Source organism: Desmonostoc vinosum, assembly GCF_059505385.1.
In genome coordinates this window covers 1-26,410 of sequence record NZ_JCACKM010000097.1, presented here as the reverse complement: position 1 = coordinate 26,410, position 26,410 = coordinate 1, and the positions used below count along the sequence as shown (strand labels likewise).

Below are 26,410 nucleotides of genomic sequence, written 5' to 3'. Positions count from 1 at the left end.
CCGCGTCCCCGCGTCAACCAAAACGCGAAATCTAAAAAACCTACCCATAAGAGCCCTGCCCCTTCCCCCCTACCTATTCACCACCAACGAATTTGCAAGTACCCGTGCTGTTGTGTTTTTAACTCAGCGTCGGTTCGCCAATCTACAGGTTTATAGGTTCTAAAGACTCGATCCCACCAGTCAACACCAATACCAAAGTTATGATGCCACTGATCGTATTCGTGATGGACATAGTGGACTGGCATCGCTATCCAGAAACAAAGTTTGGGGTTGTCATGTTGGAGTTGATGAGCATAAGCTGCAAACACTGAGTAGCTTAAACAACCAATTAACCAACTAATTTTAATGTACCAGTTTGCCCCAGCTAGCTGAAGCATCAAAAATGTCAACAATAGGATGGGCAAACCACCAACGATATAATCTCGAAATTCTGGCACCACACCCTGTCCTGTGCCATCCTGATGGTGATCGACATGAAATCGGCAAATTTTAGGAAATATGTGCATCAGGCGATGACCCCAATATTCAATCAGGCTGGCGATCGCCAACGCAGCTATAAAAGTAACTGTTATCTGTGCAATATTAATCAACATAATATGAGTAAATAATGATGGAAATTAAATATTTATATCATTTAACAGAAGTCATATACTCTCTTGGCTAGAAATGACGAGCGCGACTCCAAGTAAATTGGTTTGGGATTTTAACACTGAAGTTACCGGCTCTACATTTTTGCGTGAGGATGCACTATTATAATTTTGCCTGGATTTAATATAAAAATTTGATCAAGTGTTATCCTCTTCCTTAAAATCTCTAGTTGATCTCTTGAGCGATCGCGCTCAAAAACAGCCCCATAATCAAGCTTTTACATTTCTCAAGGATGGAGAAATTGAGTCTGGTTGTCTGACATATCAAAATCTTGACGAGCAGGCCCGTGCTATTGCTGCTAGTCTGCAATCTGTGACTTCTGTTGGCCAACGCGTTTTATTAGTTTATCCCTTCAATGCCTGTTTAGAGTTGATCACGGCTATATTTGGCGGCTTTTATGCGGGGGCGATCGCTATACCTACACAGCCGCCTCAAAACACCGCAGAATGGGCAGATTTTAGCTTTCGTGTCCAAGAGTGCCAAGTAGATGTTGTTCTGACTTCTGCCGCAATTATAGATAAGTTACAAGATGCATGGCCAGATCAAATCAGAGATGGCAAAAACTTGTCTTGGATAGCAACAGATCGAATTTTATTGGATGAAGCCGCAAATTACCAGCAACGAGATATTAATCGTGATGCGATCGCATATTTCCAGTACACTTCTGGTTCTACAGGCATCCCCAAAGCAGTGACAATCACCCACGGCAATGTGTTGGAAAACTGCGCCAATTTTCAACAGAAATTTCCCACTCTTGACTTTCGAGCAGTAAATTGGCTGCCTTTAACCCATGACATGGGTTTGGTCGCTGCCATTATGCAAACGCTTTACGCTGGAGGCTATGCTGCTTTAATGTCACCAATAGCAGTGTTTCAAAACCCCAGTCGTTTGCTTAAGGCAATCTCAACCTATCAAGCAACCATCAGTGGCGGCCCTAATTTTATGTACGATCTCTGCGTGCAAAGAGTTAAACCAGAACAAATAACAGACCTGGATTTGAGTCGCTGGGAAATCGCCGGAAATGGGGCAGAACCTATAAGACCTGAAACTCTAGAACAATTTACAGCTTTATTTGCACCTTATGGGTTTCGACAAGAAGCATTTTATCTATCCTATGGCATGGCAGAAGCAACTTTGTGGATTTCTGGAGGTGCTTTCAAAGAATCATCAGCAATTCAGTTTGTGGACGAGCAAGCTTTGGAACAGAATCGAGTTGTGATAGTACCAGAAAGTCAAACTGGGGCACGAAGGGTGATCAGCTGCGGTTATCCGTGGCCGGGAAACCGGGTGATGATCGTCAATCCCCAAACTCTAACTCCTTGTTTATCTGATGGTGTAGGCGAAATTTGGGTGCAAGGTCTAGGATTGAGTAGTAGTTATTGGCATCGACCCCAAGAAACTGAGCAAACTTTCCAGGCTTATTTAGCAGATAGTGGCCAAGGCCCCTTTCTAAGAACAGGGGATTTAGGTTTTATTCACAATGAACAACTATTTATTACTGGTCGCCTCAAAGACATTATGATTTTTTGGGGACGCAACTTCTATCCTCAAATCTTAGAACAGACTTCCCAAAAGAGCCATCCGGCGTTATCAACTAACACCAGCGCCGCTTTTTCTCTGAATGTGGAAGGAGAGGAGAGATTGGTAATTGTGCAAGAGGTCGATCGCCATGCGATGCGAAAGTTAAATTCTGAACAGATTGCAGAGATAATTACTGCGATTTGCCAGACTATTATTATGCAGCATTTGGTAGAAGTTTATGCGATCGCTCTCATCAAACCTGGCACTCTCCCCAAAACTACAAGCGGGAAAGTACAACGTCGTCGCTGTCGAGATTTGTTTTTAGCGGGTGAATTAGCGTTGGTTGAACAATGGTATTGTCCAGATTCTGAGCGATTAGACCCTGCTGATTTGACTAATTTAATGTAAGTTCGACGGTTATAAGCTAAAGAGCGATCGCTGTTGATTGATTAAGAATCGGCAAAAAAGTGACAAAAAACCTGAAAGTTAACTACTACATTGACCTGACGCTACAGTGTGGTAGTTTACAAAATCTCAAAAGAAAATCAAAAATCGTCTGCATGAATTTATTTTAAAGAAATTATTTAGTAGAGATAAAGTAAATATCTCCCATATTATCAGTATATAAGAATTTATTATGCTATAAATTTTACCTTAATAGAAATAATTAATATATCTTATATGGTTAAACTTTGTTTGCTGGTGAATGTTTATCAATAAAAATACTTAAGCTTTAAGTAAGTAAATATTGCATTCAAAGTGTAGTTTTTGAAACTTTTAAATAGCAGTGTAAATCACTAGGTATTTTGCCAGTAACTTGATTTGATTTACAAAGGGATTCTTTTTTAGTTCCATCCCAAAGGATTTGACTATGATTACTGTTCAACTTTTATAACTGTCCATATGGTGCATGTAACTACCTAATGGTAGAATTATTGCACCAGGAAAGATATCTTTTATACATTAGCCATCAAATATGTTACAAACGCTACTTAAGTGTACTACCTCCACAAACCAGAAATTTATCCAACCTATACAGGGAAGTAAACACCAGAGCCAAAGTGTAGCCCAGACGGCTTTTATTAATACCACTGGCATCACCGAATTGACTGTATAGTCATATAAAAATCTACTAATCTTCGTTGCCGAAAACCATCATCATCCCAACAATAGAAAACTTAATAGTTTTGCTTGTTTTAGCTTAAGAAGCCAAACGAGGCAAAGTGAATACAATTCGGGGTTTCTAGTAAAAATTTTGATATCGGGAACTAAAGAGCATTGTTGAAAATCCTTTTGATGCATGATATGAAATGCCTTGAACTGTTTTTGAATGAAGGAGATGCGATCGCCATAATATTAAATTAAAAAAGTAAATGACCCCCTGGAGTTTTCGCCTGAGATCCTTACAGCACAAAGAACACAAAAGTAAAAAAGCTTTTGTTTTTGACTATATTACCCTTTTTAAGATTATGTTCGGATGACCCAATAATTGATAAAATCGCTAAAAAGTACAAAAATCATCCAGTTGATATGCAGTACATGCTATTTTCCGTTAACTAGAATTCTGTTTTGGGCATCGAGGTAATATATAACAATACATAAAGGTAAGTTAAATAGATGTCATCTGATAGTTTATAATGCTAGTCCTAACATTTATTAAGTAATAATTTAAATTCTGGATAACAAAAAAGAGGAATAAATGATGAATATTATTTTTAATTTTTCGAGAGCATTGATTATCCAAGTATTTGTATTAGCTGCAATATCTAGTGTTGCGTTCGCTCAAGAAACTACCCCAGCTCAAACCACTCCGCCACCCCAAACAGATCCAGCTCAAACCACTCCGCCACCCCAAACAGATCCGGCTCAAACCACTCCAGTTGAGCCAGAACAAAAAATCACATCGAGGGTCTGCTCTCTAGATCCTGTTGAAAGCTTACTACCTCCCCCACAAACAGAAACTACCTCGGGTAACTCTTTGCTTTCGTACCTTGCTGAACAAGGTTTCACTCAGGAAAAAGATGGTTCATGGGCCTGTTATGCAAACGACCCCAAAAAAGAAGGGCGTTACTTTACAGTTTTTAAAGTTCAAGAAACCAACGGCAGAATCATCGGTAGTTCTTTTCTCGATGAAGGCACTCTGATTGAAGGACAAGACAACCGAAGCTTAGACTTTTTTATGCTACTCATTGAGCGTCACATGAGTAAAAGCCAACAAAATAGTCAAGGTATACGAAGGTACTTAGAAGCTTTTATTTCCTTAGTAAAGCAAGGAAAGATTAAACCGACACGCCGAGGTTTTCTTTTTGACCAACCAAGTCGTGCATTGGTTTTGTATCATACACTCTCAACAGGAACACTCAAGGGTACGGCAATCACAGTCAACATTAATTTATCTAAAACTTGATGCGATCGCAGCCTGTAAGAAAGACGTGTAAATACAATCAATTAGAGTTATCATGCCGGAACAAGCTTCTTTTAGAAATATCCCCAAAATTGCGATCGTCTTCTCATCTGTAGCCGCAGTCCTGGCTGTGTGTCAATCTGCCTCTGCACAGTTAAATGTTGGGAATCGTGGTATCCAGCCAGGACTCGAAGAAGAGTATCTGCAATACCAAATTCAGAACCCAAATCTCAACCAAATGCGGGTAATTCCTGGATGTGAAACAGGATTTGGTCTTAGCTGTAACAAAACCGGATCGGTACTAGAGAAATTACTTGAGCAAAACGGTGGCCCTAACTATCAAAACCTATTGCTCCGAGCAGCCGGCGGTTCTGAAAACCTCCAGAACTTCGCCGGCTATTATGGCAACAATCCCAACATTTATAAAGCCCCATACGCCTCATTTTGGAGAAATGATTCTCCAAAAGTTATGGACGGATATCAATATGTTCTGGGGCAGAATATTAGCCGCACTCCAGTAGAAGGGCTAGGAGGTGTAACTAGAAATTTTACTTGGGCACCATATTCGGGAGTTGGGAACGCGCTTAGCCAAAGGGACGGATTGCTAAACTTAAAATTAGCCTATGGACGCGAACTTTTCACTGAAGCTGCCAAAATTCCTAATATAGAGCAGCAAATTCAACAATTGAATTTGTCGCCAGAAATGAAAAGTTTTTATTTAAGTAGACTTTCTACAGGGTTGGATGCCTTAAATTCTGGAAACAACAACCAACTCCAACAGAGCATTTTTGAACTATTATCCTATCCATATTCAGAAGATGGCGGCTTACTCGGACGCCCCATCAATGGAGTACCCCAAGAATTAAGTCAGATAACCACAGAGGGTATCCCAGGAGACATCTTAGTTAGTGATGAACCAGTAGTATTGGGCGGAGAAGAGCTAGGTCTTGATACTCCCGTAGCATCTGTAGGGGATATCTTAGCGCCGGGTAGTGCCGATGCTTTTCCACTCTGGCCATTATTTGGACTGCCTATTTTAGCTCTCCCTTTCCTCTTACTTGGAGACAATTCCTCAAACAATTCCTCAGATAATCCTTCCAATCCGCAATCTGTACCTGTTGCTAATAATGATTCGCCAGGTACTTCAGGACAGCCGAACCCTAATGACTGTCTTACCAATGGTAACGGTAGTAGCAACGGCGGCCAGGTGATTGAAGTCCCTTGTAACCCCGGTGGTGGGCCAACTCCACCAGAAGTGAAGAAGGTAGTTGAACCATCAGTGATGAAAGCACTTGTATTGCTAGTTCTGGTTTTATGTATACTTCGTTATAAACAGCGCTCTATGAAGTTGAAAGTAGGGAGTGGAGAGTAGCTGACAGGCGTAGGTTTTTAATATTTGGCGTTGCTCAAAGAACAGTGGGAATTACAGCAATCACTAAGAGGCGTTATTAAAAACATCTTCCGCGAGTATCCAGTCGAAGAAAAGAATAGGTCGCCAATGCGTAAGAATCATTGAGAGTCCAGCCCCAGCTGCTTCATATCTTGCATCCAACTCGAACATATTACTTTCCGTATTTTGCCACCCTTGCTCAACATCATCTTTTAGCAGCATATCGTAAAACAGAACATCCTGTTGGTCTGCGGGATGCTTTTCTCCACGGAGTACAGCCTCCTTAAGTTTCTGCCTGGCCTTGAACGTGTAATCTTTTCGATCCAGAATTTTCATCTGTTGCTTATCAGTTTTGCGAATAATCGTAAGACTACTACTTTGTTTTTCATTATCTCTAAAGTCGATCAGGCGATCAATCTCTCTGAACTTTAGTTCCCACTTTTTACCTTCTTTAGTGTTATTTAAATATGGCCATACATGACCTGCAAGATGACGTGCTAAAGGAATTTTACAAGACCAGGCTTGAATGCTTTTTTTGACCCCTTCGGTATTCCAATCTTGTGTTTCCTCTCCCTTGGGGGTTGTAGGGTTTTCATCATTTCTTCTTCTTTTCGCAGGCCCTTTTGTATAGCTGTCTGAATTAAAAGTTTCATCCGTAGCTTCCCCATCTTCCACACGCTTATATGTTGACGTACTATGCTTTTCTTTTTCTCCTAATTGCGGAATATTGGAGGATAGAGATGGTAATTTTGGCGGTGAGCTTCTTTCACTCAAAGGCACCGCCATCTCTTTTCTCTGTTTTTCTAATGTTTTTAAATGATCAACAACTCCTTGAAAGTTATATTTGTTTGCATCCATCGCCATATTCAACAGCTTCTCTTTAAACTCTATTATTAATTCTCTGCTTATCTGATTCTCATTAAGTTTGGGTAGAAGAAATTGTTCCCAGATAAAATTGTGTTTCTCCTCTGGTCACTGAGGCATTTGTGGGATGGTTAGTTACCGATGGTTACGGAGCCTACAGTAATTACCCGAAACGCCAACATTGTTTGGCTCATCTTATCCGCAAAGCGATTGCTTTAACGCAGGCATTAGATAAGGAAGTAGCCGATTTAGGACAATGGCTATTAGAAGAACAAAGTTTTAACCAACCCAAATCCCTATTAGGGATTGAAACCTGCTCAAATATGGCGCGATCGCTTTCGTCCTGGGAGTTTTAACCAACCCAAATCCCTATTAGGGATTGAAACCACAACATCGTGCTGAAGAACAACGCAGACATTGGTTTTAACCAACCCAAATCCCTATTAGGGATTGAAACCTAGCGGCGTTAGAGACACTTGTAGACTATAAGGTTTTAATCAACCAAAATCCCTATTAGGGATTGAAACCTGCAAAGGAACAACATCACCTCTTTTGTAATCCTGAGTTTTAATCAACCAAAATCCCTATTAGGGACTGAAACGAAAGTACTCTGGGGACGCTGATAAGAATATATCACTACAGTTTTAATCAACCCAAATCCCTATTAGGGATTGAAACACGCCCTTTTATGCTAAATTCCACAAGGGAGACAACACCATTTTGACGGTGTTTTCCAGCAAGGGAGGATACTTTAGCAAATTGGCATAACTTGCCTTAACTCGATCGAGTTGTTGTTTTTGGGAGTCGGTAATTTCTGGTAAGTTATCTTGCCATTCTCTCAAAAATTGCTCATCCTCAACTAATTGCAGTTCCAAGTTGGTTTCTAATTCGAGCAGAGTAATTTCTTTAGCCTGTATTGTTTGAACCATAATCCCAAAATATTTTTCTTGAACTACCTACACTAGACGATCGCGTGCTGCTGCTAAGATTAAACGTTGTTCGGCACGGGCGATCGCTTGATATGTGCGCCCTACTGCTTCTGGTTCGACGGAAATGGAAGTTATGCCCCATTGCACTAATTTATCGATGATTTCTGGATAAAAGGCTGGTGCTTGGCCGCAGATTGAACAAGGAATACCTGCGTTTTTGGCTATTTCAATGAGTTTGGCGATCGCACCCATAACTGCTGGATGACGCTCATCAAACACCCCAGCTAGCTGTCCTTGTTCGCGGTCTACTCCTAGTAATAGTTGGGTTAGGTCGTTAGTACCAATCGAAATCCCAGCTACACCTGCTTTGATGTATTCTGTCATTAAAAATAGGACACTTGGCACTTCTGCCATAATCCACAGTTGAAATTGTGAGACTTCGGTTAACCCTGCTTGCTCAACTTTGCGACGGCAAAAGGTAAACTCTTCCACAGTCCGCACAAAAGGTAATAGCAGATGGATATTGCTGTATCCAGCTTGCTGTACAGTTGCTAAGGCTTTTAATTCTAATTCAAATACTGCGGGATTTCGTAAGTAGCTGAAGGTACCGCGTTCACCTAACATCGATTGTGATGCAGATTTGAAACTATCACTCAATGATGGTAGATCTGGCGATCGCCAATCTAAAGATCGATAAAAAACTGGTCGTGGTGCGAAAGCACGAGCAAATTGCATAATTTGCTCAGACCAACGCTCTAATAATTCTGCCTGACGCCCGCTTAAAAGCCAACTATTGGGATGTTGCCCTTCGAGTATAGTTAATATCATGAGTTCTGAGCGCAACAATCCTACACCATCCACAGGTAGATTTTGCACTTGCTCTATCAAGCTGGGCTGACTCAAGTTAACCAGTAATTGAGTAGCAATCACAGGTAGATGCAGAGTTACGGCAGGATGAGGAGTTACAGCTATGGAGTGATGAGGAGAAAGAGAACTGTTTGCCCCTCTCTCCCTCTGTTTCTCTTTTACTGTGCTAATTTCCCAATCTTCCACTCTTTCACTCTCCCAATCTTCCCCGTTTTCTCTAATGCGATAAACCTCTCCCCTTTCGCCATCTACTAATAGCCGTTCCCCAGTTTGAATGAGGGTTGTAGCAGATGTTGCACTTACTACTGCTGCGATTCCCAATTCTCTAGCCAGAATTGCAGCGTGACTGGTTAATCCTCCATATTCTGTGATAATACCACTAACTTGTTGCAATAAAGGTAGCCAATCAGGTGTGATATTTGGTACTACTAAAATCACTCCTTTAGGTAGTTGTTCTGGCTTGAGGGGTGAACTGATGACATGAGCGATCGCAATGACACGTCCCCGACTAGCCCCTAATCCTTTGATAAAGTATAAATTGGGTGCTAGTTGGGGAAAGCTAACTTGCGTCAGATAAAGTTTGGCAGAGGAAGCTTGCTGGACAATAGTCCATTTAATAGTGAAGGTTTTACCTAGTTCTGTTGCTAGTTGATTTCCTAGATTAATTACTTGTTGGAGATATTCTTCTGATAAAGCGGACTGTTTTTGTTGAGCTTCTGTGAGTAAATAGGTAGCCAAACAAGTTGTATTTGGCGTTAGTACTGAGTTTGACAAAGATGCTGTATTTTCAACTCGATAAGCCAGCATTTTATTGCCTAGCTGTTGCTCTAATACAACTCCAGTCTCCTTTTGAATATAGTAAACGTCTGGCAGGACTTCGCCATAGGTAATCGCTACTCCTAAGCCCCATGTCGCTTCGATTTCCCACCCAGAGGAGTTGGCATTTAATAAACCACTGGCGATCGCATTCTCTACAGGTTGCACCAACACCGCCAAATTAATTTGTTGCAGGTCAATCCCTGCTCGTTGCCAATATAATAAGCTTCTGGCGCGAAATAGTTGACTCCATGTAGTCTTTAATGCTTGAGCGATCGCGTGCTGATTATAGCTACAAAATACTGACTCCAACAACCCCGATACTTTCTCCATTCCTGGGAAATTTGACGATACCGCCAGAGTAGGCCGAAAAATCAAGCCATCAGCTTGCCATTGTTGAGCTGCGTTGAAAATTGTATTCACCCACTCTAGTGGTATAGTTCCAGAGAGAATTTCCCGACGTAAGCGGCCAGCCACTTGCTGGAGTTGACGCCAATTAGCTACATCTAGGTGCAGCGAAGAATGAGGTAAATCAGCGATTAATGACTCTGAACTATTGAGCGTTTCTAAAAATTGTTGCAAAATTTCCGCCGAAACTACAAAACCAGGTACCACGGGATAACCATGCTGGATGATTCTGCTCAAGTAAAACGCTTTGTCACCTACTTTGGTGCGGTCTTGTAGTTTAATTTGATCTAGCCAGTAGAGTTTATCCACTCAATTTGTTTAGTTGTCAGTTGTCAGTTGTCAGTCGGTGCGATGGTGGAGCAAATTCTCTTTATTAGTGTCTCTTATTGAAAATAAGAGGTTCAGCGGTTCAATCATGTTGTGCATTTAGTGATATTCTATTTAATTATTGAGTGTATGATTAAATTTAGCAATTTGAGGTAAAATTTCCTCAGTTAATAGTCTTTAAGGTTAAAATACTTGTTTAACAAGCTTCAAAGTCATATTGCTGCCTGATCTGTTTTCTTATCCTCCCTGTTCTCTGCTTCTACTCTACGGGAAGCTGCTTCTCTATGAGACGCTACGCGAATACATCTAAATATGGTTCGTTTTTTTACCTATTAAAATTGAATTGCTAGACTACGAGATTGTAAATAGCTTAGTTTTGCGTGTTTAACTCGAATTAAAAAAAAGATTGTGCCATTCTCAGTATATTTTGACAAACAAATTCCTTTTTAAGCTATTATATTAGACTACCTATTATATTTAGAATTAGCATTGTCCACTACTTACTACCTTTCAAGTAATGATTGGCTAAATATTAGCATCAGACTGGGTACTGCTTTGCTTATTGGAGCAATAATTGGTTTAGAGCGAGAAGTTAGACATAAACCAGCTGGTTTAAGAACCCACATGCTAGTAAGTCTTGGTTCAGCCATATTCACTGTTATACCTTTAGCAAGTGGACTAGTAGAATCTCATCTTGATCCTCTTAGCCGTGTAATTCAGGGTATTGCAGCAGGTGTGGGATTTCTTGGCGCTGGAGAAATTGTCCGTGAGTCTTCCCAACAATCGCAACACATGGAAATCAGAGGATTGACATCAGCTGCGGCTATTTGGGTATCGGCTGCTTTAGGTGTTGCTGCTGGATGTGGTTTATGGCAAGTAGGGCTAATTGGTGCGCTGCTAACTTTTGTAGTTCTCAACCTGTTTAAAAAGTTGATAAGACATAATTAAATAATTCGTAATTCGTAATTCGTAATGACGCTCGAGGACTCGCTAACGCTACGCTAACGTAATTCGTAATGACGCGACGCTCGTACCGACGCTCGATGACTCGCTAACGCTACCGCTTCGCTAACGCTAACGTAATTCGTAATTAAGTTTTGTGTTGGGGATTTACTTGATCTTATTGTTATGCATCGAAATAGGTAACAGCAAATAGAAAAACTGTTCTCTGTTGCCTTTGCAATAGGATTATGATTAGTTATTGATATTTGTTAAATAATATTAATAACAAAAGAGATATTTTAAGATAATGTCAATGAACTTGATATAAAAAAGTATCAAAGCCGACCAAAAACAGGCATAATCTTTAACAAGACAAAACAATAAAAACCATCAACTGGGATTAAATTGAATGTCAATAAGTTGCTCAAACTTCAGGGGAGAGTTCGCAAAATAAAGACTCTGGTGTAGTAAACCTGAAGCAGCAAGTAACTGGGAATTGGGAATTGGGAATTGGGAATTGTCATTAATCATTGATTTTTTCTTTGCGTCTTTGCGTTCCTCTCATCCCCCTCATCTTCCCCAATTCCCATTACCCTTAATCCCCACTCCTGGAGGGAGTGCGGGCCCCGAGTTCCCCAGTCCCCAACGTTTAGTGATGAGAAGGCGTAGATGAATATGGCTAATAGCAGTGCAAGCACCGCAGCACTACGCTTGAGTGAAAAATTACCTTTTGTACTCAAGCGGTTGGCAGATTTGGCTTATAACTATTGGTGGAGTTGGAGTGGCGATCGCATCGCGTTATTTCAAACTATCGATCCCCAAGAATGGGAACGCTGTGGACATAACGCCGTAGCAATTTTAGAGTCGGCAAGCTATGAACGTCTGACGCAGCTAGCAGAAGATCCATCTTACCTCAAGCAGATTTCCGCCTTAACGCGTGAGTTTGACGAATACATGGCACAGCAAGATACTTGGGTAAGTCGAGTTGCACCGCAAGTTTCGCGTGATCGTCCCATCGCCTACTTTTGTGCTGAATTTGGTATCCATGAATCCCTACCCGTTTACTCTGGCGGCTTGGGGATATTGGCGGGGGATCACTTAAAATCATCATCAGATTTAGGTGTACCCTTAGTAGGAATTGGCTTGCTGTATCGCCAAGGCTACTTTCGTCAGCGCCTAAACCGTCATGGATGGCAAGAAGATTACTATATAGATAATATCTTCCATCGGATGCCCATAGAGTTGATCAAAAATCAACAAGGGGAACCGTTAACCATTCAGTTAGACATTCGCCATCGCCGGGTAAAAGTGCAAATTTGGCGAGTGCAAGTAGGACGGGTGAGTTTATATTTATTAGATAGCGATCGCAACGACAACGATCCCATCGACCGCTGGTTAACTGGACACCTATACGGTGGCAATCAAGAAACCCGCATTGCCCAAGAAGTCGTCTTAGGAATTGGTGGTGTACGCGCACTGCAAGCTTTGGGAATTCAACCTGCTGTTTATCACCTCAACGAAGGCCACGCCGCATTCTGTACCTTGGAAATTGCCCGCCTAGAAATGGAACGTAGCGGTAAATCCTTCTATGATGTTGAAGCCACGGTGCGGAATAGTTGCGTCTTTACCACCCATACCCCAGTTCCCGCCGGTCACGATGTCTTTTCACCTGATTTAATTGACTCGTATTTTGCTCAATACTGGCAGCAATTGCGACTTTCCCGCGAACAATTTTTAGCATTGGGTGCAAGGCGATTAGGCGATCCTTGGGAACCCTTTGGGATGACGGTTTTAGCATTGCGGATGTCTCGGGCTTGCAATGGTGTCAGCGAATTACACGGTCAAGTCTCTCGCAAAATGTGGACAGTTCTCTATCCCCAACGCACAGAAGACAAAGTACCAATCGGGTATATCACCAATGGTGTACACGCACCAACTTGGACTGCACCTTTGTTGGCTGACTTATATAGTCAGTATTTAGCAGAAGATTGGAAAACTCGTGCAGTTGATCCTAAGATGTGGGCAAAAGTGGACGAAATTCCAGATGAGGAACTGTGGTGGCGACATCAAGTACTCAAAGAACGCCTAATTGCCTACACTCGTTATAAAGTCAAAAAATCGCGGGAGTTGCGTGGCGAAAATCATGAACTTATCCATGCGAGTGAAACTCTACTCGACCCCAACGTATTGACTATTGGATTTGCTAGGCGCTTTAGCCCTTACAAACGCGGCGATTTAATTTTACGCGATGCTGAACGGGCGTTAAAGATTTTTGGTAATGCTTCACGGCCAGTACAGATTATCTTTGCAGGTAAAGCCCACCCAGCCGATGAAGAAGGTAAGCGAATTATTCAACGCTTGATGGAATGGTGCCATAATTCAGGCATTATCAACCGAGTCGCTTTTATTGAAGACTACGATATTTAAACTGGTCAAAAATTGGTGCAAGGTGTAGATGTTTGGTTAAATAATCCCCGGCGTCCTTTGGAGGCGTCTGGTACGAGTGGACAAAAAGTTTGCTTTAACGGCGGTATTAATTGCAGCGTCCTGGATGGCTGGTGGTGCGAAGGCTATAAAGCTGATGCCAACGGCAAGGGAATTAATGGGTGGGCCATTGGTGAAGATGCAAATACTAGTGACCAAGAATTACAAGACCGGATTGACTCGCGATCGCTTTACCAACTCTTGGAGGAGGAAATTGTTCCTCTATACTACGACCAAGATGCTCAAGGTGTACCCCACCGTTGGGTGAAAATGATGAAAGAGTCGATTAAAACAAATGCACCCCTGTTCAACACAGATAGGATGATTGCCGACTATGTTTCACAGGTGTATGTCCCAGAGATTGCTAGCCGTGTGGAACCGATTTTAGCTAAGGTTCTGCTTTAACAATTAGAGAATGGGGAATCTGACAGGTGTAGGTTTTTAATATTTGGCGTTTTGATTGACGCAAAGAAAGATTTCGGAACGGAAAAATAGGCTTTTTCGGATTGAATGCGAAAAACCTACACTTGTGAGGAATGGGGAATTTTCCTATTCCCTATTTTTTATCCGTATTTTCCTGTAATTAATGTAGTTCAATGATTTGCAAATAATTGTAAGATGCGATCGCAATATCAACTAAAAAAACTTGAGCAGCAAATTTTTTTAGCTGATACCCATTGGTGACAAGCTTAAGATGACGATTTAGATCATTGTACAGTTGCTCAAAAGGTTACTAAATCAAAGTTTCAGTTGTTTCCTCTAAGTTTTATCCAGAATCAAAAATAGTTCCTATTCTGCATACTTTTATTTTGTTGATAAAAGAAAAATAATTTTAAGCAATTAAATTCCCTTGAACTGTTATACTCTGAAAGCAGGTAATTAAATTGTCATTCTTAGGTAAATAGTAAATAAAAATATAGTATTTACCCAAGTCATGCATTAAATGTGAAAAATCATGAGTAATACTTCAAATTTAATTCTAGATTTTGAAAAATTATTTAGAGAAAAATTAAAACTAAATAATTGCAGATTCCGAAAGAAAAAACAAGAGAATAATTATGAAATTACTACTCCTAGCAAAGACGTTTTTTTGATGTGTATAGGTGAATTTCCCGAAATTAAATTAATATATCAGCCAGTAGGGATACGCACAAAGCAAACTATAGTTTATGAACGGGCTATCCGTTCGCACATAGATTTTTGTTTGAGTAATATTCAGGAAAGCAACACAACTGCTGTTGAACAAAATTAATACTCGGTTCATCTAGAAACGAGCATTAATTTTAAGTGAGTGAAGGCAATAAAAAGCCTACATTAATTTACAAAATGCCCCAGAAATGCAGGAAACCTTGTCCTGAAAGAACTTCAATTAAAACGACAGATAAAAAACCTATCATTGCAAAGCGACCGTTCCAATTTTCACTTTGAGGAGTGAACCGGGGACGCAAAGCATTGCGAGCATCTAGAACAGGAGGTGTAGGGTTGTTGAAACCTGTCATGAGTAAAACTCCAGATATTGTGTTGTCACAGTTACAGAATGTAAAGTAATGTAACAGATATTTACGAAAATGTAACTTGAACTTAAGTGGCAATTTTTCAATTAAGGCTGGGGTGTAAAAAGAGTATGCTGTCCGCCGCAGGGGCACATCATTAGTAGGCTGATAATTTTGGTGAAGTTGAGCAAAGCTTTAGCTAACTAATTCAACTAAAGCGTCGCCTTGAAACCTGACTATACACGAGACTGAGCAGCCACGGTAATATTCAGTTGTAAATACTGAAAGCGTGATACTGGTCTGACCAGGATCTAAAATTTGTTTCACTTTGCAGATTTGCCTTTTGTTTTTGCAGTAGGCAACGATGCGATCGCCGGCTTTGATATCCAACGCTTTAATTTTCAATTTCTCCTTAACCTCATCAATAAATTGGCTGAGCCAAACGTTCTAGCTTTAATGTAGTTCAGATCGTGTTAGCCACTCAACTTAATGACGCCTTGACTCAATAAATATTCTAGATTTTGACATTCTCCCCACGGCTGAAGCTACGAGGATTCACAGCGACCCTGAGACTCCGTAGTCTCCCTCTACTGTGCTACTTAGGAGGCTGCCATAAGCCCCGACTACGGGGAATTCCATACCTGCTGATGAGTGAGAAAAGGTAGGAAACCCTACCTTAAACCCAAAAAAAGCATTTTGTAACCAAATACCGAATCAAATATCGCACAAGATTTTGACGCATTTATTACAAAAGTATGACGAAGTTGTGACAAAATGCTACACCTTTCAATTAGTGGTTGACTTCGCTATAATACCCAGCTGCAACCCTGGCGGATAACTACCCTCCTCTTTGATGCGCTTAATTTCAGCATCTGTGATTCGTAAACTTAATGTTTGTGCCAACACTTTAACAATATCTCCCCGGTCAATTACACCCGCCACAGCACTAGCAGGCGAAAGCACTGTAATTCGAGGTAATTGCTCATTGTCTAGTTTATTAATTACCTCTGCCAAAGAAGTTGATTCAGCGACAGTGGGTATTTCTGTTAAAGGATGCACAATACTGTGTAGAGTTTGGATTTCCCATTGACTCCTTTCAATTGAGCGTAAATCATCAATAGAAACCATACCCCGGTAACGACCATCGGAGGCAGCAAAATATACTTGTGAAGGGTTAGCTTCTAAGAGATATAAATCGGCAAAAGCACGCAAAGTTTGGTCAGCATCAACTACCCGAAAGTCACGAGTCATCGCATTGGTGGCTAATAATTTGAGCAGACTTTCTTGTAATGTGGTAATCCGGTCATAGCTATTAGCGTTACGGACACCAAACCAACCCAACAACGCAATCCATAAACCAATAACTAACTCTCTGGTTAAAAAATCTACAACAAACCCTAGAGCGATCGCACCATAGCCTAAAATTTGTCCAGCCCTTGCAGCCCAATGTACAGCTTGAAAGCGATCGCCTGTTACTTGCCATAGTGCCGCTTTTAACACTTGTCCGCCATCTAGAGGTAAGCCGGGAATTAAGTTAAATAGAGCCACCACTAAGTTAATCCGCGCCAAATCCCCAACCATGACACTGATTGGACTAGTATCAGGTAAAACATATACTCCCAGACGCAGCACACAAAATAGTCCAATACTTACCAAAGGCCCAGCGATTGCTACTTGAAACGCTTTGCCTGGAGTTTTCGATTCTTCTTCGATTGCCGCAATACCACCAAACAAAAACAGCGTAATCGAGTTAACTTTAATACCTTGCGATCGAGCTACCAAACTGTGACCTAACTCGTGCAATAACACTGAACCAAAAAGCAACAGCGCCATCACAATACCAGCGCTCCAAGCAATAACAGTCCCCCATTCCTGGTAAGCTACCCCAAAGTTGAGGGTTGCCAGCCCTAAAATCACAAACCACAACGGGTCTAAAAACAAGGGAATGCCAAATAAAGACCCTATTTTCCAATTTGTTTGCATTACATTGTCCTAAAATTAGCTATTGCCAGCAGCATCTACACTACATCTGGCTGATAAATATAAATTTATATGCACATACATTTGACGCATCAATTACAAACGCCGAGGTGCGAAATCCCTAATTTAATAGAATAGACAATTACTGCTAGTGAGCAAAAGTGCATGTAGGGGGAATTGGGAATCAAGAGGACGCGGGGACGCGGTGAATGTAAATGAAAATTTCTCCGCGTCCCCGCGTCTCACTCTCTCCGCGTCTTCCCCCTCATCCCCCTCATCCCCCTCATCCTGATCAGTTCTACAGGCGACCGATGTTAGTTAGCCCTAAAACAATGCCAATACCGATAACATGACCTAAAGCCATTGCACCAATGAATGTAGGAATGCTGACGGGTAGTACAGGTAATTTGGGGCCAACTTGAGGTTTTTCAATTTTGGTGCTGAACAAAAGAACTACTATGCTGCTGATACTGATAATGATTGCCACTGTTGGACTCCATACAGGTGTTGGAGGAACAGATGCAGCAACTGCTAGTAAGGTAGATAACATCAAACTTTTGTCTCCTAAGCGAAAAAAGAAATTTAGACCTACAAAATTATAAAATTACTAAAGGCAAACCAAACATTTTTGGCATAATTTATACTTTATTAAGTATTTGTTCCTATAGTTGAGATTTAAATGCGAGTTAAGATTTGCGGTATCACTCAACCACAACAGTCAAGGGCGATCGCTTCTCTGGGTGCAACGACGCTAGGATTTATTTGTGTGCCAACTTCACCTCGCTACGTGACCATATCGCAAATTCAAGCAGCAATTGCAGTACTGCCAAACAAGATTGACAAAATAGGTGTTTTTGCCAACACTACCATCTCTGACATCAGCCAAATAGTTCTTGCTTCTGGGTTGACTGGTGTTCAGTTACATGGAGATGAATCATTAGAATTTTGTCAGCAATTACGGCAATCTCTGCCCAACATCGAAATTATTAGAGCCTTGAGAATTCGCAATCTCGAACAACTCCATCAAGCAGCTAATTATACTCAACACGTAGACACATTGTTACTAGACGCCTATCATCCTCAACAACTAGGTGGCACAGGTCAAACTTTAGACTGGTCAATGTTAAAGCAATTTAATCCAAGTTTGCCTTGGCTTTTAGCTGGAGGATTAACCCCAGACAATATTTTAGAAGCTCTCAGTCAAGTTAATCCTACTGGTATCGATTTATCTAGTGGCGTAGAACATATACCAGGAGATAAGGATCTAAATAAGGTAGCTAGGTTGTTTCAGCAGTTAGGGAGTGGGGAGACGCGGGGACGCGGTGAATAATCAATAATAAATGACAAATCCCCATTCCCCATTCCCAATTCCCCATTCCCTAACCTAAAAGAACGCTGCTTGATGACGAATCAAGTTAAAAAATTCTTCGCGGGTTTTTTGTTCTTCTTGAAACACACCCAGCATGGCACTAGTAACAGTCCAAGAACCCGGCTTTTGGACGCCTCGCATCACCATGCACATATGGGCAGCTTCCATTACTACAGCAACGCCTTGAGGTTCTAAAATGGTCTGGATTGCTTCGGCTATTTGGCGGGTTAGCCTTTCCTGTACTTGCAAGCGACGGGAATACATTTCAACAATCCGCGCTAGCTTACTCAAGCCCACAACTTTTTGATTGGGAATGTAAGCAACATGTGCCCTACCCATAAATGGCAGCATATGATGTTCGCACAGGCTAAAGAAATTAATATCTCGGACTAACACCATCTCGTTGTGCCCTTCATCAAAGATGGCACCGTTGACGAGTTCTTCTAAAGATTGATTGTAGCCGCCGGTAAGAAACCGCATAGCCTCAGCTACTCGCTTGGGTGTTTTGAGCAGTCCTTCGCGTTCAGGATCTTCTCCTACGCCTAATATGATTGTTCTTACAGCGTCCATCATTGCTTCCATCTGTTCCTCTTTTGGCTGAAACAGATCTGCTTGCCGTCCATCGTGGGTGTTGCGATCTGGTCTGGCACTGATGGCTTCTGACAAGTCGGGAATTAAAGGCGATTGAAAACGATTAGAACCGTTGGAACTAGCGATAGTCATGATGTCGTCTTGGTTATGATTTGGTCGAGATAATTCGTAATTGATAATGACGCTCCTACGTCGCTACCGCTACGCTAACGTAACTCGTAATTGCCCCAAAGATGAATTTGGGGGCTTGAAACAAGGAAAACATTGGTTTTTTTCCGTCAATTTACTGAGGGGTTTGTATCCTAAATTGATTGTGAATTACGAACTACGAATTACAAATAAGGTAGGAGGCAGGAGGAAAGAAGAAGGATTCTTTAGAGGACGCCGCCGCTGGGCATCAGGGTCAATTCATCAATAACCGCTTCTTTAGGTAGTAGGGCGGTGTAAAGAATTGACTGAGCAACAATTTCTGGGGTTAACATTTTTGAGCGGTCAAAGTTGGCATGGACGGTTTCTGTGTCCCAAAGTTCGGTATTGACAGCACCAGGACAAATCGCAGTCACACGAATTCCGTAGGGGCGTTCTTCTTGTGATAGGGTTTGAGAAAGAGCTATGAGACCAGCTTTGCTGACATTGTATGCCCCCCAACTATGAAAGGGTTGCTTGGCTGCAATCGAGGCAACGTTAATAATTGTGCCAATACCCCGATCGCGCATTCTTGGCAATACTCCTTTGATGCACTCAAGTACACTAGTGAGGTTTAAATTAATTACCTGTTGCCAGTCCTCTAGGGGGGTAGCACTTAAGGTAGCTGTGTAACCTATGCCAGCATTGTTAACTAAAATGTCTACATCACCCAAGTCAAGGGCGATCGCTTCTATCTGTTTTTGCACTTGGGAAAGACTAGCTAAATCTACGGCGTAAGCTTTGGCTTGTACCCCAGCTAGCTTTGCAGCTTCTGCAACCGCCTCTAGTTTATCCAAAGAACGGCTGACCAAGGCGACATCTACTCCCGCCTTCGCAAATGCTAAAGCCGTTGCTTTGCCAATTCCACTACTCGCCCCAGTAATTAGGGCGTGCCGTTTTCGCTCAACACTCATGGTATCTCCCAATTTTTTGGCAGTTCCTTAAGCTTACTTCCACCCAATTATTCACACCTGTTGGTTTGGATAGATTAAAAGAATCTTAAAATCAGGTAATTTTTTTTCGACAACTGCTAAGCTTCGATGTCATAGTATGTATGCAAAGCAAGCGTTTCTCCAGCGAAAGTAAGAAAGTGGTCATCTGGGGATGTATGTTGTCTACTCAAAGTAATTACTGATGATTACTGAATATTATACAAACCACTCGATTTTCGCAGTAAAGAGTCCTTAACCAAGTTAGAAGTTGATAGGGAAATAGCCACCTTGAAGCTTGGAATTGGATATTAAAGACCGAAAAGACAGCTCAATATTTAGCAAAGCCTTTTTGCTCTGCCAGGGTTTTCAGTAGGAAATGCAATCTCCGGTATTCAATCCTCTTCACTCAAATTGAGTAGATTTGCTAAATATACAAATGCCTATGGCTGATAAGATTGTTAAAAATCTTTAAGCGCCATAGGCAATTATAGCATTGCTGTTGAGCTAATCAAGAGTATTCACTGAAAATATTAATGAGCAACTTCAGTGAAAACGCCCATTTTACGGAATTTTTCGTAACGTAGTTGACGGCGTTCTGGTACTGTTAAACGGTTGAGTTCATCCAAATTAGCCAACAGCGCTTGCTTGAGAGTGGTAGCGGTCTTGAGGGGGTCGGAGTGAGCGCCACCTATGGGTTCGGGTAAGATTTGGTCAATAATTCCCAGGTTTTTGAGGTCAGAGGAAATAATTTTTAAGGCCACGGCTGCTTGGGGGGCTTTGCTGGCATCTTTCCATAAGATAGCGGCACAGCCTTCGGGGCTAATAACAGTGTAAATGGCGTGTTCAAACATCAAGATGCGATCGCCAACACCAATACCAAGTGCGCCGCCAGAACTGGCTTCACCGATGACCGTACAAATAATTGGTACATCAAGACAGAACATTTCTCGGAGATTATAAGCGATCGCTTCGCCTGCACCTTGGTTTTCGGCTGCCACTGTCGCCAAAGCGCCTGGTGTATCGATAAAAGTTAAAATCGGCATGGAAAATCTATTAGCGTGTTCCATCAACCGCATTGCTTTACGATAACCACCAGGAGCAGCCATACCGAAGTTCCGGGCAATATTGTCCTTGGTATCACGTCCTTTTTGCTGGCCTAACATGACGACTGGTTGACCGCCTAGACGACCGACACCACCAATTAAAGCAGGATCATCAGTTCCACTGCGATCGCCATGCAACTCCATCCATTCATCACTGATAGACTGGATGTAATCAAGAGTACTAGGACGGCGGGGATGTCGAGCAACTTGCAGTCGCTGAGCCGGTGATAAACTACTGAAAATTTCCTCACGCAGTTGCATGGCACGCGTTTCGAGTTGATGAATTTGACCAGAAACATCGACGCCATTCTCTTCCGCAAGTTGCCGAATCTGTTCAATTCGAGTTGCAAGTTCTGCTAGAGGTTTTTCAAAATCCAACAGTAGCGGTTTACGCTCGGTAGTTGCCATCGTAGGGGTTATGAATTATGAGTTATAAGTTATCTGTCCTTTGTTCAGTTGTCCTTTGTCAGTTGTCCTCTGTTACAAAGTTCTGTTCGTCGGAGACGTTGCCGTAGGCATCGCTGGAAGCCAGCGCCCAGACTTTGCGCTTTGTCTTTTGCTTTTTGCCCTTTGCAAATCACAATTGACCAATGACTAATGACCAAGGACTAATGACTAAACCAACAATGGTCTAAATCCGTGCTTAACTGACACCTGACCAATCTGCTCCATTTTGTCTACGGTAATCTGATTGCGTCCCCACGAAAAGTTCGTGTATAACTTCTCAAATTCCAGCAGCATTGATTCGGCGAAACAAGCAAATAATTGACGTGCGGGGACATCCATATTGACTATTTTCATAATTTTCCAGTCAATATCAAGTGAATGCTCTACTATTCCACCATTTAACACGAATACGCCAGGATGTTGAATTTTCGTTGCTAAGTTTTTAGGATAGCCACCATCAATTAATAAACAAGGTTGCTTTAACGTAGTGGGGTCAATTTCTACACCTTTAGGCATACTAGCCACCCAAACCACAATGTCAGCTTGGGGTAGTGCTTCACTCAAATCCATGATTTTGCCGCGCCCTAGTTCGTCTTGTAACTCTTTGAGACGTTCTTGGTTGCGGGCTATCAAAAGGAGTTCTTTGACATCTGTTTTTGCATCTAGCCAGCGTGTTATGGCACTGCCAATATCTCCAGTTGCCCCGCATACTGCAACGGTTGCATTTTTGAGTTCTATTCCCAGTTGTTTTGAGGCTTCCTCTACCTGCCGACAGATAATATAGGCAGTGTGAGTATTTCCTGTAGTAAAGCGTTCAAACTCTAGTTTGATATTGCGAACTTGGCTAAACTGCTCCAACTTAAAGTTCTCAAAAATAATCGAAGAAAATCCGCCTAAAGCTGTAATGTTAATACCATGTTTTTGAGCATGTGCCATGGCGTTGAGTACTTTACGCGTCGCTGCTTTGATGCGGCGAGTAGCCAACATCTCTGGTAAAAAACAGGATTCTACGTATCGCCCTTCAATTTTCTGCCCAGTCACACTAGTGACAGTGATGTTATCGACAATTTGTGGCGGGGCGCTGCACCAAAAATCTAGCCCTTGATCGGCGTATTCTGGGAATCCCAATTCGTGAGCTACTGCTTGAGCGTGTTCTAAACTAGTCAGATGTCCAATTAGACCAAACATGTGGTGATGTATTAGGCTTGTGTTGCCTCGAGAGCGTGAAGTTTAGGGGATGGGGAGTGGGGAGTGGGGAGTGGGGGAGATGAGGGAGATGAGGGAGATGAGGAAAGAATTTTTAACTTACAACTAAGCACTTAATACTCATCACTCATGACTCATAACTCAAAACTCTGTACTCAGCACTCAGCACTCATAACTCATAACTTTTTTAACCAAGTTTGGGGGTTTAAGTTCCCTACCGGTAGGGACAAAACCTTTAGTATCGGGGTTTAAATCCCCAGACGTTCCTACGTCGCTAACGCTTCGCTATCACAAAACGTAATTGCGAATTGCGAATTGCGAATTGCGAATTGATTTAAGCTGCTGTGAGTCCGTAGGCTGACAAGCGCATGATGTCGCGAGTTGTGAAGCCGATGTTACTTAATGCTTCACCGTACTGAATCATGAAATCTTCTACTAGAGCGTCTTTTGCCATTGCTAAGCTATGGGCGTCATCTTCAACTTTGTTGAGCATTCTCCAGACGATAGGCAGGTTTTGACGATTGGCTTCCTCTAGTTCTGCTTTGGATTCTGTAAAGTGTGCTTTTAACCAAACTTCTCCAAAGTTGAGGTGGCTGTATTCGTCTTTTACTACTCCTTCAGTAATTTTGCGGGCGAAGTCATCAGCTACAGGGATGTAAATGTTGTATGCTGCGATCGCAAAACATTCAATAATTAGGGACTGAATTAACAAGCAAGTAACTACTTTACCTTCAGCGGCAGCGGCTTGAAAGTTTTGATGTAATCCCAAGAAGAACTGCTGAGCAAATTGCATATCTGGTGTTACTTTTAAGTTGCGCCCACAAGCTTCAAATCCTTTCTTATGGCGACTTTCCATCTTAGATAAGCGAATTAGTTCATCTTGGTGTTCCGGCAGCAGTTGGGCCAGTTTGATGTAATTCTCATGGGCTTCTTGTTCCCCTTCAATTACGATCGCATTAATCCGGCTATAGGCATCTTTGTATTTTTCGCTCTGAAAATCAACTTTTTCAAATTGGTCTGCAAGCTGCTGCATAGTCTGTTTACTCCTGTAAACCTGAATGGAATTATTTAATACCAGAGTTAGATTGACTCTCTGAATTTAGAGTAACAATGACTGTGGTTTAATTTAACTTAACAAGTCACTATTTTATAGATTAGCTGTTGCTGGGGGTGATGCTCTAGATGCTTTAGTAGTAAAAAACAAGGCTTTGCAGATCAACTTATGTTTAAATTCAACTGGAATCAGAAATCTAGCGACTTTTTTAGTCTAGTAGTACTATTACTGGGAGCGTTGATTGTACTACTACCGTTACTTGTGGTTTTTTTAACCTCCTTTGCACCTGCGGGTGCGACTCCAGCAATTTTGCCACAAAATCAATGGTCTTTAGCTAATTACCACGATGCATGGCAACGGGGTAAATTTTTGCTGGCGTTTGCTAATTCTACCTTGGTAGCGATCGCTGTCACGGCGTTTCAGATGATTACTTCGGCATTAGCAGGTTACGCTTTAGCGCGATTAAAATTTCGAGGCCGGCAAGCGCTGCTACTGGTTGTCTTAGCAACCTTGGTAATACCTTTTCAGTTGTTGGTGATTCCGATATTTTTGGTATTGAAATGGGGAAACCTGATTAACACTTACGGAGCATTAATTTTACCAACTGCTGTCAACGGCTTTGGCATTTTTTTGTTACGTCAATATTTCCAGACAATTCCCGTAGAGTTAGAAGAAGCCGCAACAATAGACGGGGCAAACAGATTACAGATTTTATGGCGAGTGATGTTACCTTTAGCGCGTCCGGCTTTGGTAACACTGTTTTTGTTCACTTTTATTGCGGAGTGGAATGATTTATTTAAACCACTAGTATTTACAACACGTCCAGAATTACGGACAGTACAGCTAGCGTTAGCAGAATTTCAAGAACAATTTACGAATAATTGGCCTTTGCTCATGGCAGCAGTAACAATTACAACGGTTCCTGTGATGATATTGTTTTTAATTGGTCAACGCCAGTTTATTCGGGGTATTGCGGCGACGGGGATTAAGAATTAGTGGGGAGTGGGGATGAGAGGGATGAGGGAGACGCGGGGATGAGGGAGACGCGGGGACGCGGGGACGCGGGGACACGGAGAATAATCAATTCCCCAGTCCCCAGTCCCCAATCCCCAGTCCCCAGTCCCCAGTCCCTAACCTGGTGATATTTCCCCTGCTTTCACAAAGAGAATTTGTGAGGATTTTAACCACTGGGAATCGAAAGAACCTAAATGAGTGGTGGTAATTAAAGTCTGAAAACGGTCTTGAATGGCATCTAGCAATTGATTTTGGCGGGATGGATCTAGTTCGGCAAGAACATCATCAAGTAATAGTAAAGGTGGCTCTTTAACGACTTCTTCGATTAGTTGTAATTCTGCTAATTTTAAGGCTAGAACTAGGGTTCGTTGCTGACCTTGAGAACCGTATTGACGAGCGGGTGTTTGATTGATAGTTAATTCAATTTCGTCGCGGTGGGGGCCAACTAGAGTTGTGCCTTGATGTAACTCTGCGGCAATCCGCTGCTGAATTTTTACTAGGAAAGCTTGCTGCACTTCTTCAGGATGGTTTTGCTCTAAAGGAATGCTCGGTGTATACTTAATCTGCAAAACTTCAGTGCTACCACTGATGTTGGTGTGCCAAGTGTTGGCGATGGGGGCCAATCGTTGGATGGCGCGATCGCGTCGTCTAATTACCCTTGTTCCTGTAGTTGCTAACTGTGCATCCCACAAAGCCAGTTCTGAATTCTGAGTGCTAAGTGGTGATTCTTGATTTTTTTTTAAATAGGCATTGCGTTGCCGTAGTACCTGATTATACTGCTGCAAAATGTAGGCATAAACAGGTTCCAGTTGAATTAAAAGGGTATCTAACCAGTTGCGGCGACCTTCGGGGCCGCCGCGCACTAATTCTAAATCCAGGCTGGAAAATTCTACTGCATTAAGAACACCGAGAAAGTCCATTTGACGGCGGACAAACTCACCGTTGAGAGCAATGCTGCGGCGACCATTACGGCGGAGAGTCAAGCTGAGGTCACTATCGCCATTTTGTCGCTCTAGAATAGCATTAATTTGGGCTATTGGTTCTCCCTCGCGGACTAAATCGCGATCGCGTGCCATGCGGTGCGATCGCAATGTGGCCAGCAGCTCTACCGCCTCCAATAAATTTGACTTCCCCTGAGCATTGTTACCTACCAAAATTGTTTTGGCAGCATTAAACTCAACCCTTTGGTCTATGTAATTGCGGAACTGCCTGAGCTGTAGAGTTTTGAGGTACATAGGGAGTGGGGAGTAGAGGGGATGAGGGGGATGAGGGGGATGAGGGGGATGAGGGGGATGAGGGGATGAGGGGGATGAGGGGGATGAGGGGGATGAGGGGGATGAGGGGGACGCGGGGACGCGGAGAATAATCAATTTCCCAGTCCCCAGTCCCCAGTCCCCAATCCCCAGTCCCCAATCCCCAGTCCCCAATCCCCAGT

21 protein-coding genes, 2 pseudogenes and 1 CRISPR repeat array are annotated in these 26,410 nt (G+C 42.2%); of the genes and pseudogenes, 10 read left to right on the top strand and 13 right to left on the bottom strand.

Going from position 1 to position 26,410, the window contains the following annotated elements; genetic code table 11:
• Positions 1-77: 77 nt before the first annotated feature.
• Positions 78-593 (bottom strand): sterol desaturase family protein, encoded by a 516-nt coding sequence (locus AC5JMF_RS16220; RefSeq protein ID WP_495796757.1) that lies wholly within the window; start codon positions 591-593, stop codon positions 78-80.
• A 196-nt stretch (positions 594-789) separates the two neighbouring features.
• Between AC5JMF_RS16220 and AC5JMF_RS16215 the strand changes: the two genes are divergently transcribed.
• The 3 genes from AC5JMF_RS16215 (at position 790) to AC5JMF_RS16205 (ending at position 5,945) form a co-directional block, all read left to right on the top strand.
• Positions 790-2,577 carry a fatty acyl-AMP ligase gene (locus AC5JMF_RS16215; RefSeq protein WP_495796756.1) on the top strand — a complete coding sequence of 596 codons (1,788 nt, stop codon included), beginning with the start codon at positions 790-792 and terminating at the stop codon, positions 2,575-2,577.
• Positions 2,578-3,871: 1,294 nt separating this feature from the next.
• Positions 3,872-4,576 carry a hypothetical protein gene (locus AC5JMF_RS16210; RefSeq protein ID WP_495796759.1) on the top strand — a complete coding sequence of 235 codons (705 nt, stop codon included), beginning with the start codon at positions 3,872-3,874 and terminating at the stop codon, positions 4,574-4,576.
• Between the two features lie 52 nt (positions 4,577-4,628).
• A complete protein-coding gene (locus AC5JMF_RS16205) occupies positions 4,629-5,945 on the top strand; it encodes a hypothetical protein (RefSeq protein WP_495796755.1) in 1,317 nt (438 codons plus the stop codon).
• 63 nt (positions 5,946-6,008) lie between these two features.
• On the opposite strand, the gene AC5JMF_RS16200 is transcribed toward AC5JMF_RS16205, so the two are convergent.
• Positions 6,009-6,827: a hypothetical protein gene (locus tag AC5JMF_RS16200; RefSeq protein ID WP_495796754.1), complete on the bottom strand. Its 819-nt coding sequence runs from the start codon at positions 6,825-6,827 to the stop codon at positions 6,009-6,011.
• A 104-nt stretch (positions 6,828-6,931) separates the two neighbouring features.
• Here AC5JMF_RS16200 and AC5JMF_RS16195 point away from each other — a divergent pair.
• Positions 6,932-7,099: pseudogene (locus AC5JMF_RS16195) on the top strand (IS66 family transposase); the annotation flags it as partial.
• Positions 7,100-7,103: 4 nt separating this feature from the next.
• Positions 7,104-7,506: direct repeats of the CRISPR family, unit length 38 nt; unit sequence GTTTTAACCAACCCAAATCCCTATTAGGGATTGAAACC.
• Positions 7,507-7,513: 7 nt separating this feature from the next.
• Here AC5JMF_RS16195 and AC5JMF_RS16190 read toward each other — a convergent pair.
• Both AC5JMF_RS16190 and AC5JMF_RS16185 read right to left on the bottom strand, forming a co-directional pair.
• Positions 7,514-7,756, bottom strand: a complete 243-nt coding sequence (locus AC5JMF_RS16190; RefSeq protein WP_495796753.1) for a hypothetical protein — start codon at positions 7,754-7,756, stop codon at positions 7,514-7,516.
• A 27-nt stretch (positions 7,757-7,783) separates the two neighbouring features.
• The gene (locus AC5JMF_RS16185) at positions 7,784-10,156 is read right to left on the bottom strand and encodes a putative PEP-binding protein (RefSeq protein ID WP_495796752.1); all 2,373 of its coding nucleotides are present in this window, start codon (positions 10,154-10,156) and stop codon (positions 7,784-7,786) included.
• 507 nt (positions 10,157-10,663) lie between these two features.
• Between AC5JMF_RS16185 and AC5JMF_RS16180 the strand changes: the two genes are divergently transcribed.
• The 3 genes and pseudogenes from AC5JMF_RS16180 to AC5JMF_RS16170 all read left to right on the top strand — a co-directional run bounded on the left by AC5JMF_RS16180 (position 10,664) and on the right by AC5JMF_RS16170 (position 14,852).
• On the top strand, positions 10,664-11,122 hold the full coding sequence (locus AC5JMF_RS16180) for an MgtC/SapB family protein (protein ID WP_495796751.1): 459 nt from the start codon (positions 10,664-10,666) through the stop codon (positions 11,120-11,122).
• Between the two features lie 669 nt (positions 11,123-11,791).
• Positions 11,792-14,005 (top strand): annotated as a pseudogene (gene glgP / locus AC5JMF_RS16175) (alpha-glucan family phosphorylase).
• Between the two features lie 550 nt (positions 14,006-14,555).
• On the top strand, positions 14,556-14,852 hold the full coding sequence (locus tag AC5JMF_RS16170) for a hypothetical protein (RefSeq protein WP_495796750.1): 297 nt from the start codon (positions 14,556-14,558) through the stop codon (positions 14,850-14,852).
• A 67-nt stretch (positions 14,853-14,919) separates the two neighbouring features.
• Here AC5JMF_RS16170 and AC5JMF_RS16165 read toward each other — a convergent pair whose 3' ends face one another.
• Complete coding sequence (locus tag AC5JMF_RS16165; protein WP_495796749.1) at positions 14,920-15,099, bottom strand: high light inducible protein; 180 nt, start codon at positions 15,097-15,099, stop codon at positions 14,920-14,922.
• A gap of 312 nt (positions 15,100-15,411) precedes the next feature.
• On the opposite strand from AC5JMF_RS16165, the gene AC5JMF_RS16160 reads away from it, so the two are divergent.
• Complete coding sequence (locus AC5JMF_RS16160; protein WP_495796748.1) at positions 15,412-15,555, top strand: hypothetical protein; 144 nt, start codon at positions 15,412-15,414, stop codon at positions 15,553-15,555.
• A gap of 324 nt (positions 15,556-15,879) precedes the next feature.
• Here AC5JMF_RS16160 and AC5JMF_RS16155 read toward each other — a convergent pair whose 3' ends face one another.
• Complete coding sequence (locus AC5JMF_RS16155) at positions 15,880-17,076, bottom strand: site-2 protease family protein (RefSeq protein ID WP_495796747.1); 1,197 nt, start codon at positions 17,074-17,076, stop codon at positions 15,880-15,882.
• A 295-nt stretch (positions 17,077-17,371) separates the two neighbouring features.
• Positions 17,372-17,623 (bottom strand): photosystem I reaction center subunit PsaK, encoded by a 252-nt coding sequence (gene psaK / locus AC5JMF_RS16150; RefSeq protein WP_495796746.1) that lies wholly within the window; start codon positions 17,621-17,623, stop codon positions 17,372-17,374.
• A gap of 129 nt (positions 17,624-17,752) precedes the next feature.
• Between psaK and AC5JMF_RS16145 the strand changes: the two genes are divergently transcribed.
• Positions 17,753-18,403 carry a phosphoribosylanthranilate isomerase gene (locus tag AC5JMF_RS16145; protein WP_495796745.1) on the top strand — a complete coding sequence of 217 codons (651 nt, stop codon included), beginning with the start codon at positions 17,753-17,755 and terminating at the stop codon, positions 18,401-18,403.
• Between the two features lie 54 nt (positions 18,404-18,457).
• On the opposite strand, the gene folE is transcribed toward AC5JMF_RS16145, so the two are convergent.
• From folE to AC5JMF_RS16120, 5 genes are all read right to left on the bottom strand, one after another.
• Positions 18,458-19,165 carry a GTP cyclohydrolase I FolE gene (gene folE, locus AC5JMF_RS16140; RefSeq protein ID WP_495796744.1) on the bottom strand — a complete coding sequence of 236 codons (708 nt, stop codon included), beginning with the start codon at positions 19,163-19,165 and terminating at the stop codon, positions 18,458-18,460.
• 242 nt (positions 19,166-19,407) lie between these two features.
• On the bottom strand, positions 19,408-20,133 hold the full coding sequence (locus AC5JMF_RS16135) for an SDR family oxidoreductase (RefSeq protein WP_495796743.1): 726 nt from the start codon (positions 20,131-20,133) through the stop codon (positions 19,408-19,410).
• A 548-nt stretch (positions 20,134-20,681) separates the two neighbouring features.
• Complete coding sequence (locus AC5JMF_RS16130; RefSeq protein WP_495796742.1) at positions 20,682-21,662, bottom strand: acetyl-CoA carboxylase carboxyltransferase subunit alpha; 981 nt, start codon at positions 21,660-21,662, stop codon at positions 20,682-20,684.
• 207 nt (positions 21,663-21,869) lie between these two features.
• Entirely contained in the window at positions 21,870-22,889 is a 1,020-nt protein-coding gene (locus AC5JMF_RS16125; RefSeq protein ID WP_495796741.1) for a long-chain acyl-[acyl-carrier-protein] reductase, read from the bottom strand.
• A gap of 352 nt (positions 22,890-23,241) precedes the next feature.
• Positions 23,242-23,940, bottom strand: a complete 699-nt coding sequence (locus tag AC5JMF_RS16120) for an aldehyde oxygenase (deformylating) (protein WP_495796740.1) — start codon at positions 23,938-23,940, stop codon at positions 23,242-23,244.
• A gap of 189 nt (positions 23,941-24,129) precedes the next feature.
• Between AC5JMF_RS16120 and AC5JMF_RS16115 the strand changes: the two genes are divergently transcribed.
• Positions 24,130-24,957, top strand: a complete 828-nt coding sequence (locus AC5JMF_RS16115; protein ID WP_495796739.1) for a carbohydrate ABC transporter permease — start codon at positions 24,130-24,132, stop codon at positions 24,955-24,957.
• A gap of 134 nt (positions 24,958-25,091) precedes the next feature.
• Here AC5JMF_RS16115 and recF read toward each other — a convergent pair whose 3' ends face one another.
• Positions 25,092-26,210: a DNA replication/repair protein RecF gene (gene recF / locus AC5JMF_RS16110; RefSeq protein WP_495796758.1), complete on the bottom strand. Its 1,119-nt coding sequence runs from the start codon at positions 26,208-26,210 to the stop codon at positions 25,092-25,094.
• Positions 26,211-26,410 lie beyond the last annotated feature (200 nt).

Coding starts and splice junctions, on each gene's coding strand:
- AC5JMF_RS16120 (WP_495796740.1), bottom strand. CDS start 23,940: ATGCAGCAGCTTGCAGACCAATTTGAAAAAGTTGATTTTCAGAGCGAA.
- AC5JMF_RS16165 (WP_495796749.1), bottom strand. CDS start 15,099: ATGACAGGTTTCAACAACCCTACACCTCCTGTTCTAGATGCTCGCAAT.
- AC5JMF_RS16205 (WP_495796755.1), top strand. CDS start 4,629: ATGCCGGAACAAGCTTCTTTTAGAAATATCCCCAAAATTGCGATCGTC.
- AC5JMF_RS16170 (WP_495796750.1), top strand. CDS start 14,556: ATGAGTAATACTTCAAATTTAATTCTAGATTTTGAAAAATTATTTAGA.
- AC5JMF_RS16155 (WP_495796747.1), bottom strand. CDS start 17,076: ATGCAAACAAATTGGAAAATAGGGTCTTTATTTGGCATTCCCTTGTTT.
- AC5JMF_RS16135 (WP_495796743.1), bottom strand. CDS start 20,133: ATGAGTGTTGAGCGAAAACGGCACGCCCTAATTACTGGGGCGAGTAGT.
- AC5JMF_RS16145 (WP_495796745.1), top strand. CDS start 17,753: ATGCGAGTTAAGATTTGCGGTATCACTCAACCACAACAGTCAAGGGCG.
- AC5JMF_RS16200 (WP_495796754.1), bottom strand. CDS start 6,827: ATGGCGATGGATGCAAACAAATATAACTTTCAAGGAGTTGTTGATCAT.
- AC5JMF_RS16125 (WP_495796741.1), bottom strand. CDS start 22,889: ATGTTTGGTCTAATTGGACATCTGACTAGTTTAGAACACGCTCAAGCA.
- folE (WP_495796744.1), bottom strand. CDS start 19,165: ATGACTATCGCTAGTTCCAACGGTTCTAATCGTTTTCAATCGCCTTTA.
- AC5JMF_RS16115 (WP_495796739.1), top strand. CDS start 24,130: ATGTTTAAATTCAACTGGAATCAGAAATCTAGCGACTTTTTTAGTCTA.
- AC5JMF_RS16220 (WP_495796757.1), bottom strand. CDS start 593: ATGTTGATTAATATTGCACAGATAACAGTTACTTTTATAGCTGCGTTG.
- recF (WP_495796758.1), bottom strand. CDS start 26,210: ATGTACCTCAAAACTCTACAGCTCAGGCAGTTCCGCAATTACATAGAC.
- psaK (WP_495796746.1), bottom strand. CDS start 17,623: ATGTTATCTACCTTACTAGCAGTTGCTGCATCTGTTCCTCCAACACCT.
- AC5JMF_RS16210 (WP_495796759.1), top strand. CDS start 3,872: ATGAATATTATTTTTAATTTTTCGAGAGCATTGATTATCCAAGTATTT.
- AC5JMF_RS16190 (WP_495796753.1), bottom strand. CDS start 7,756: ATGGTTCAAACAATACAGGCTAAAGAAATTACTCTGCTCGAATTAGAA.
- AC5JMF_RS16130 (WP_495796742.1), bottom strand. CDS start 21,662: ATGGCAACTACCGAGCGTAAACCGCTACTGTTGGATTTTGAAAAACCT.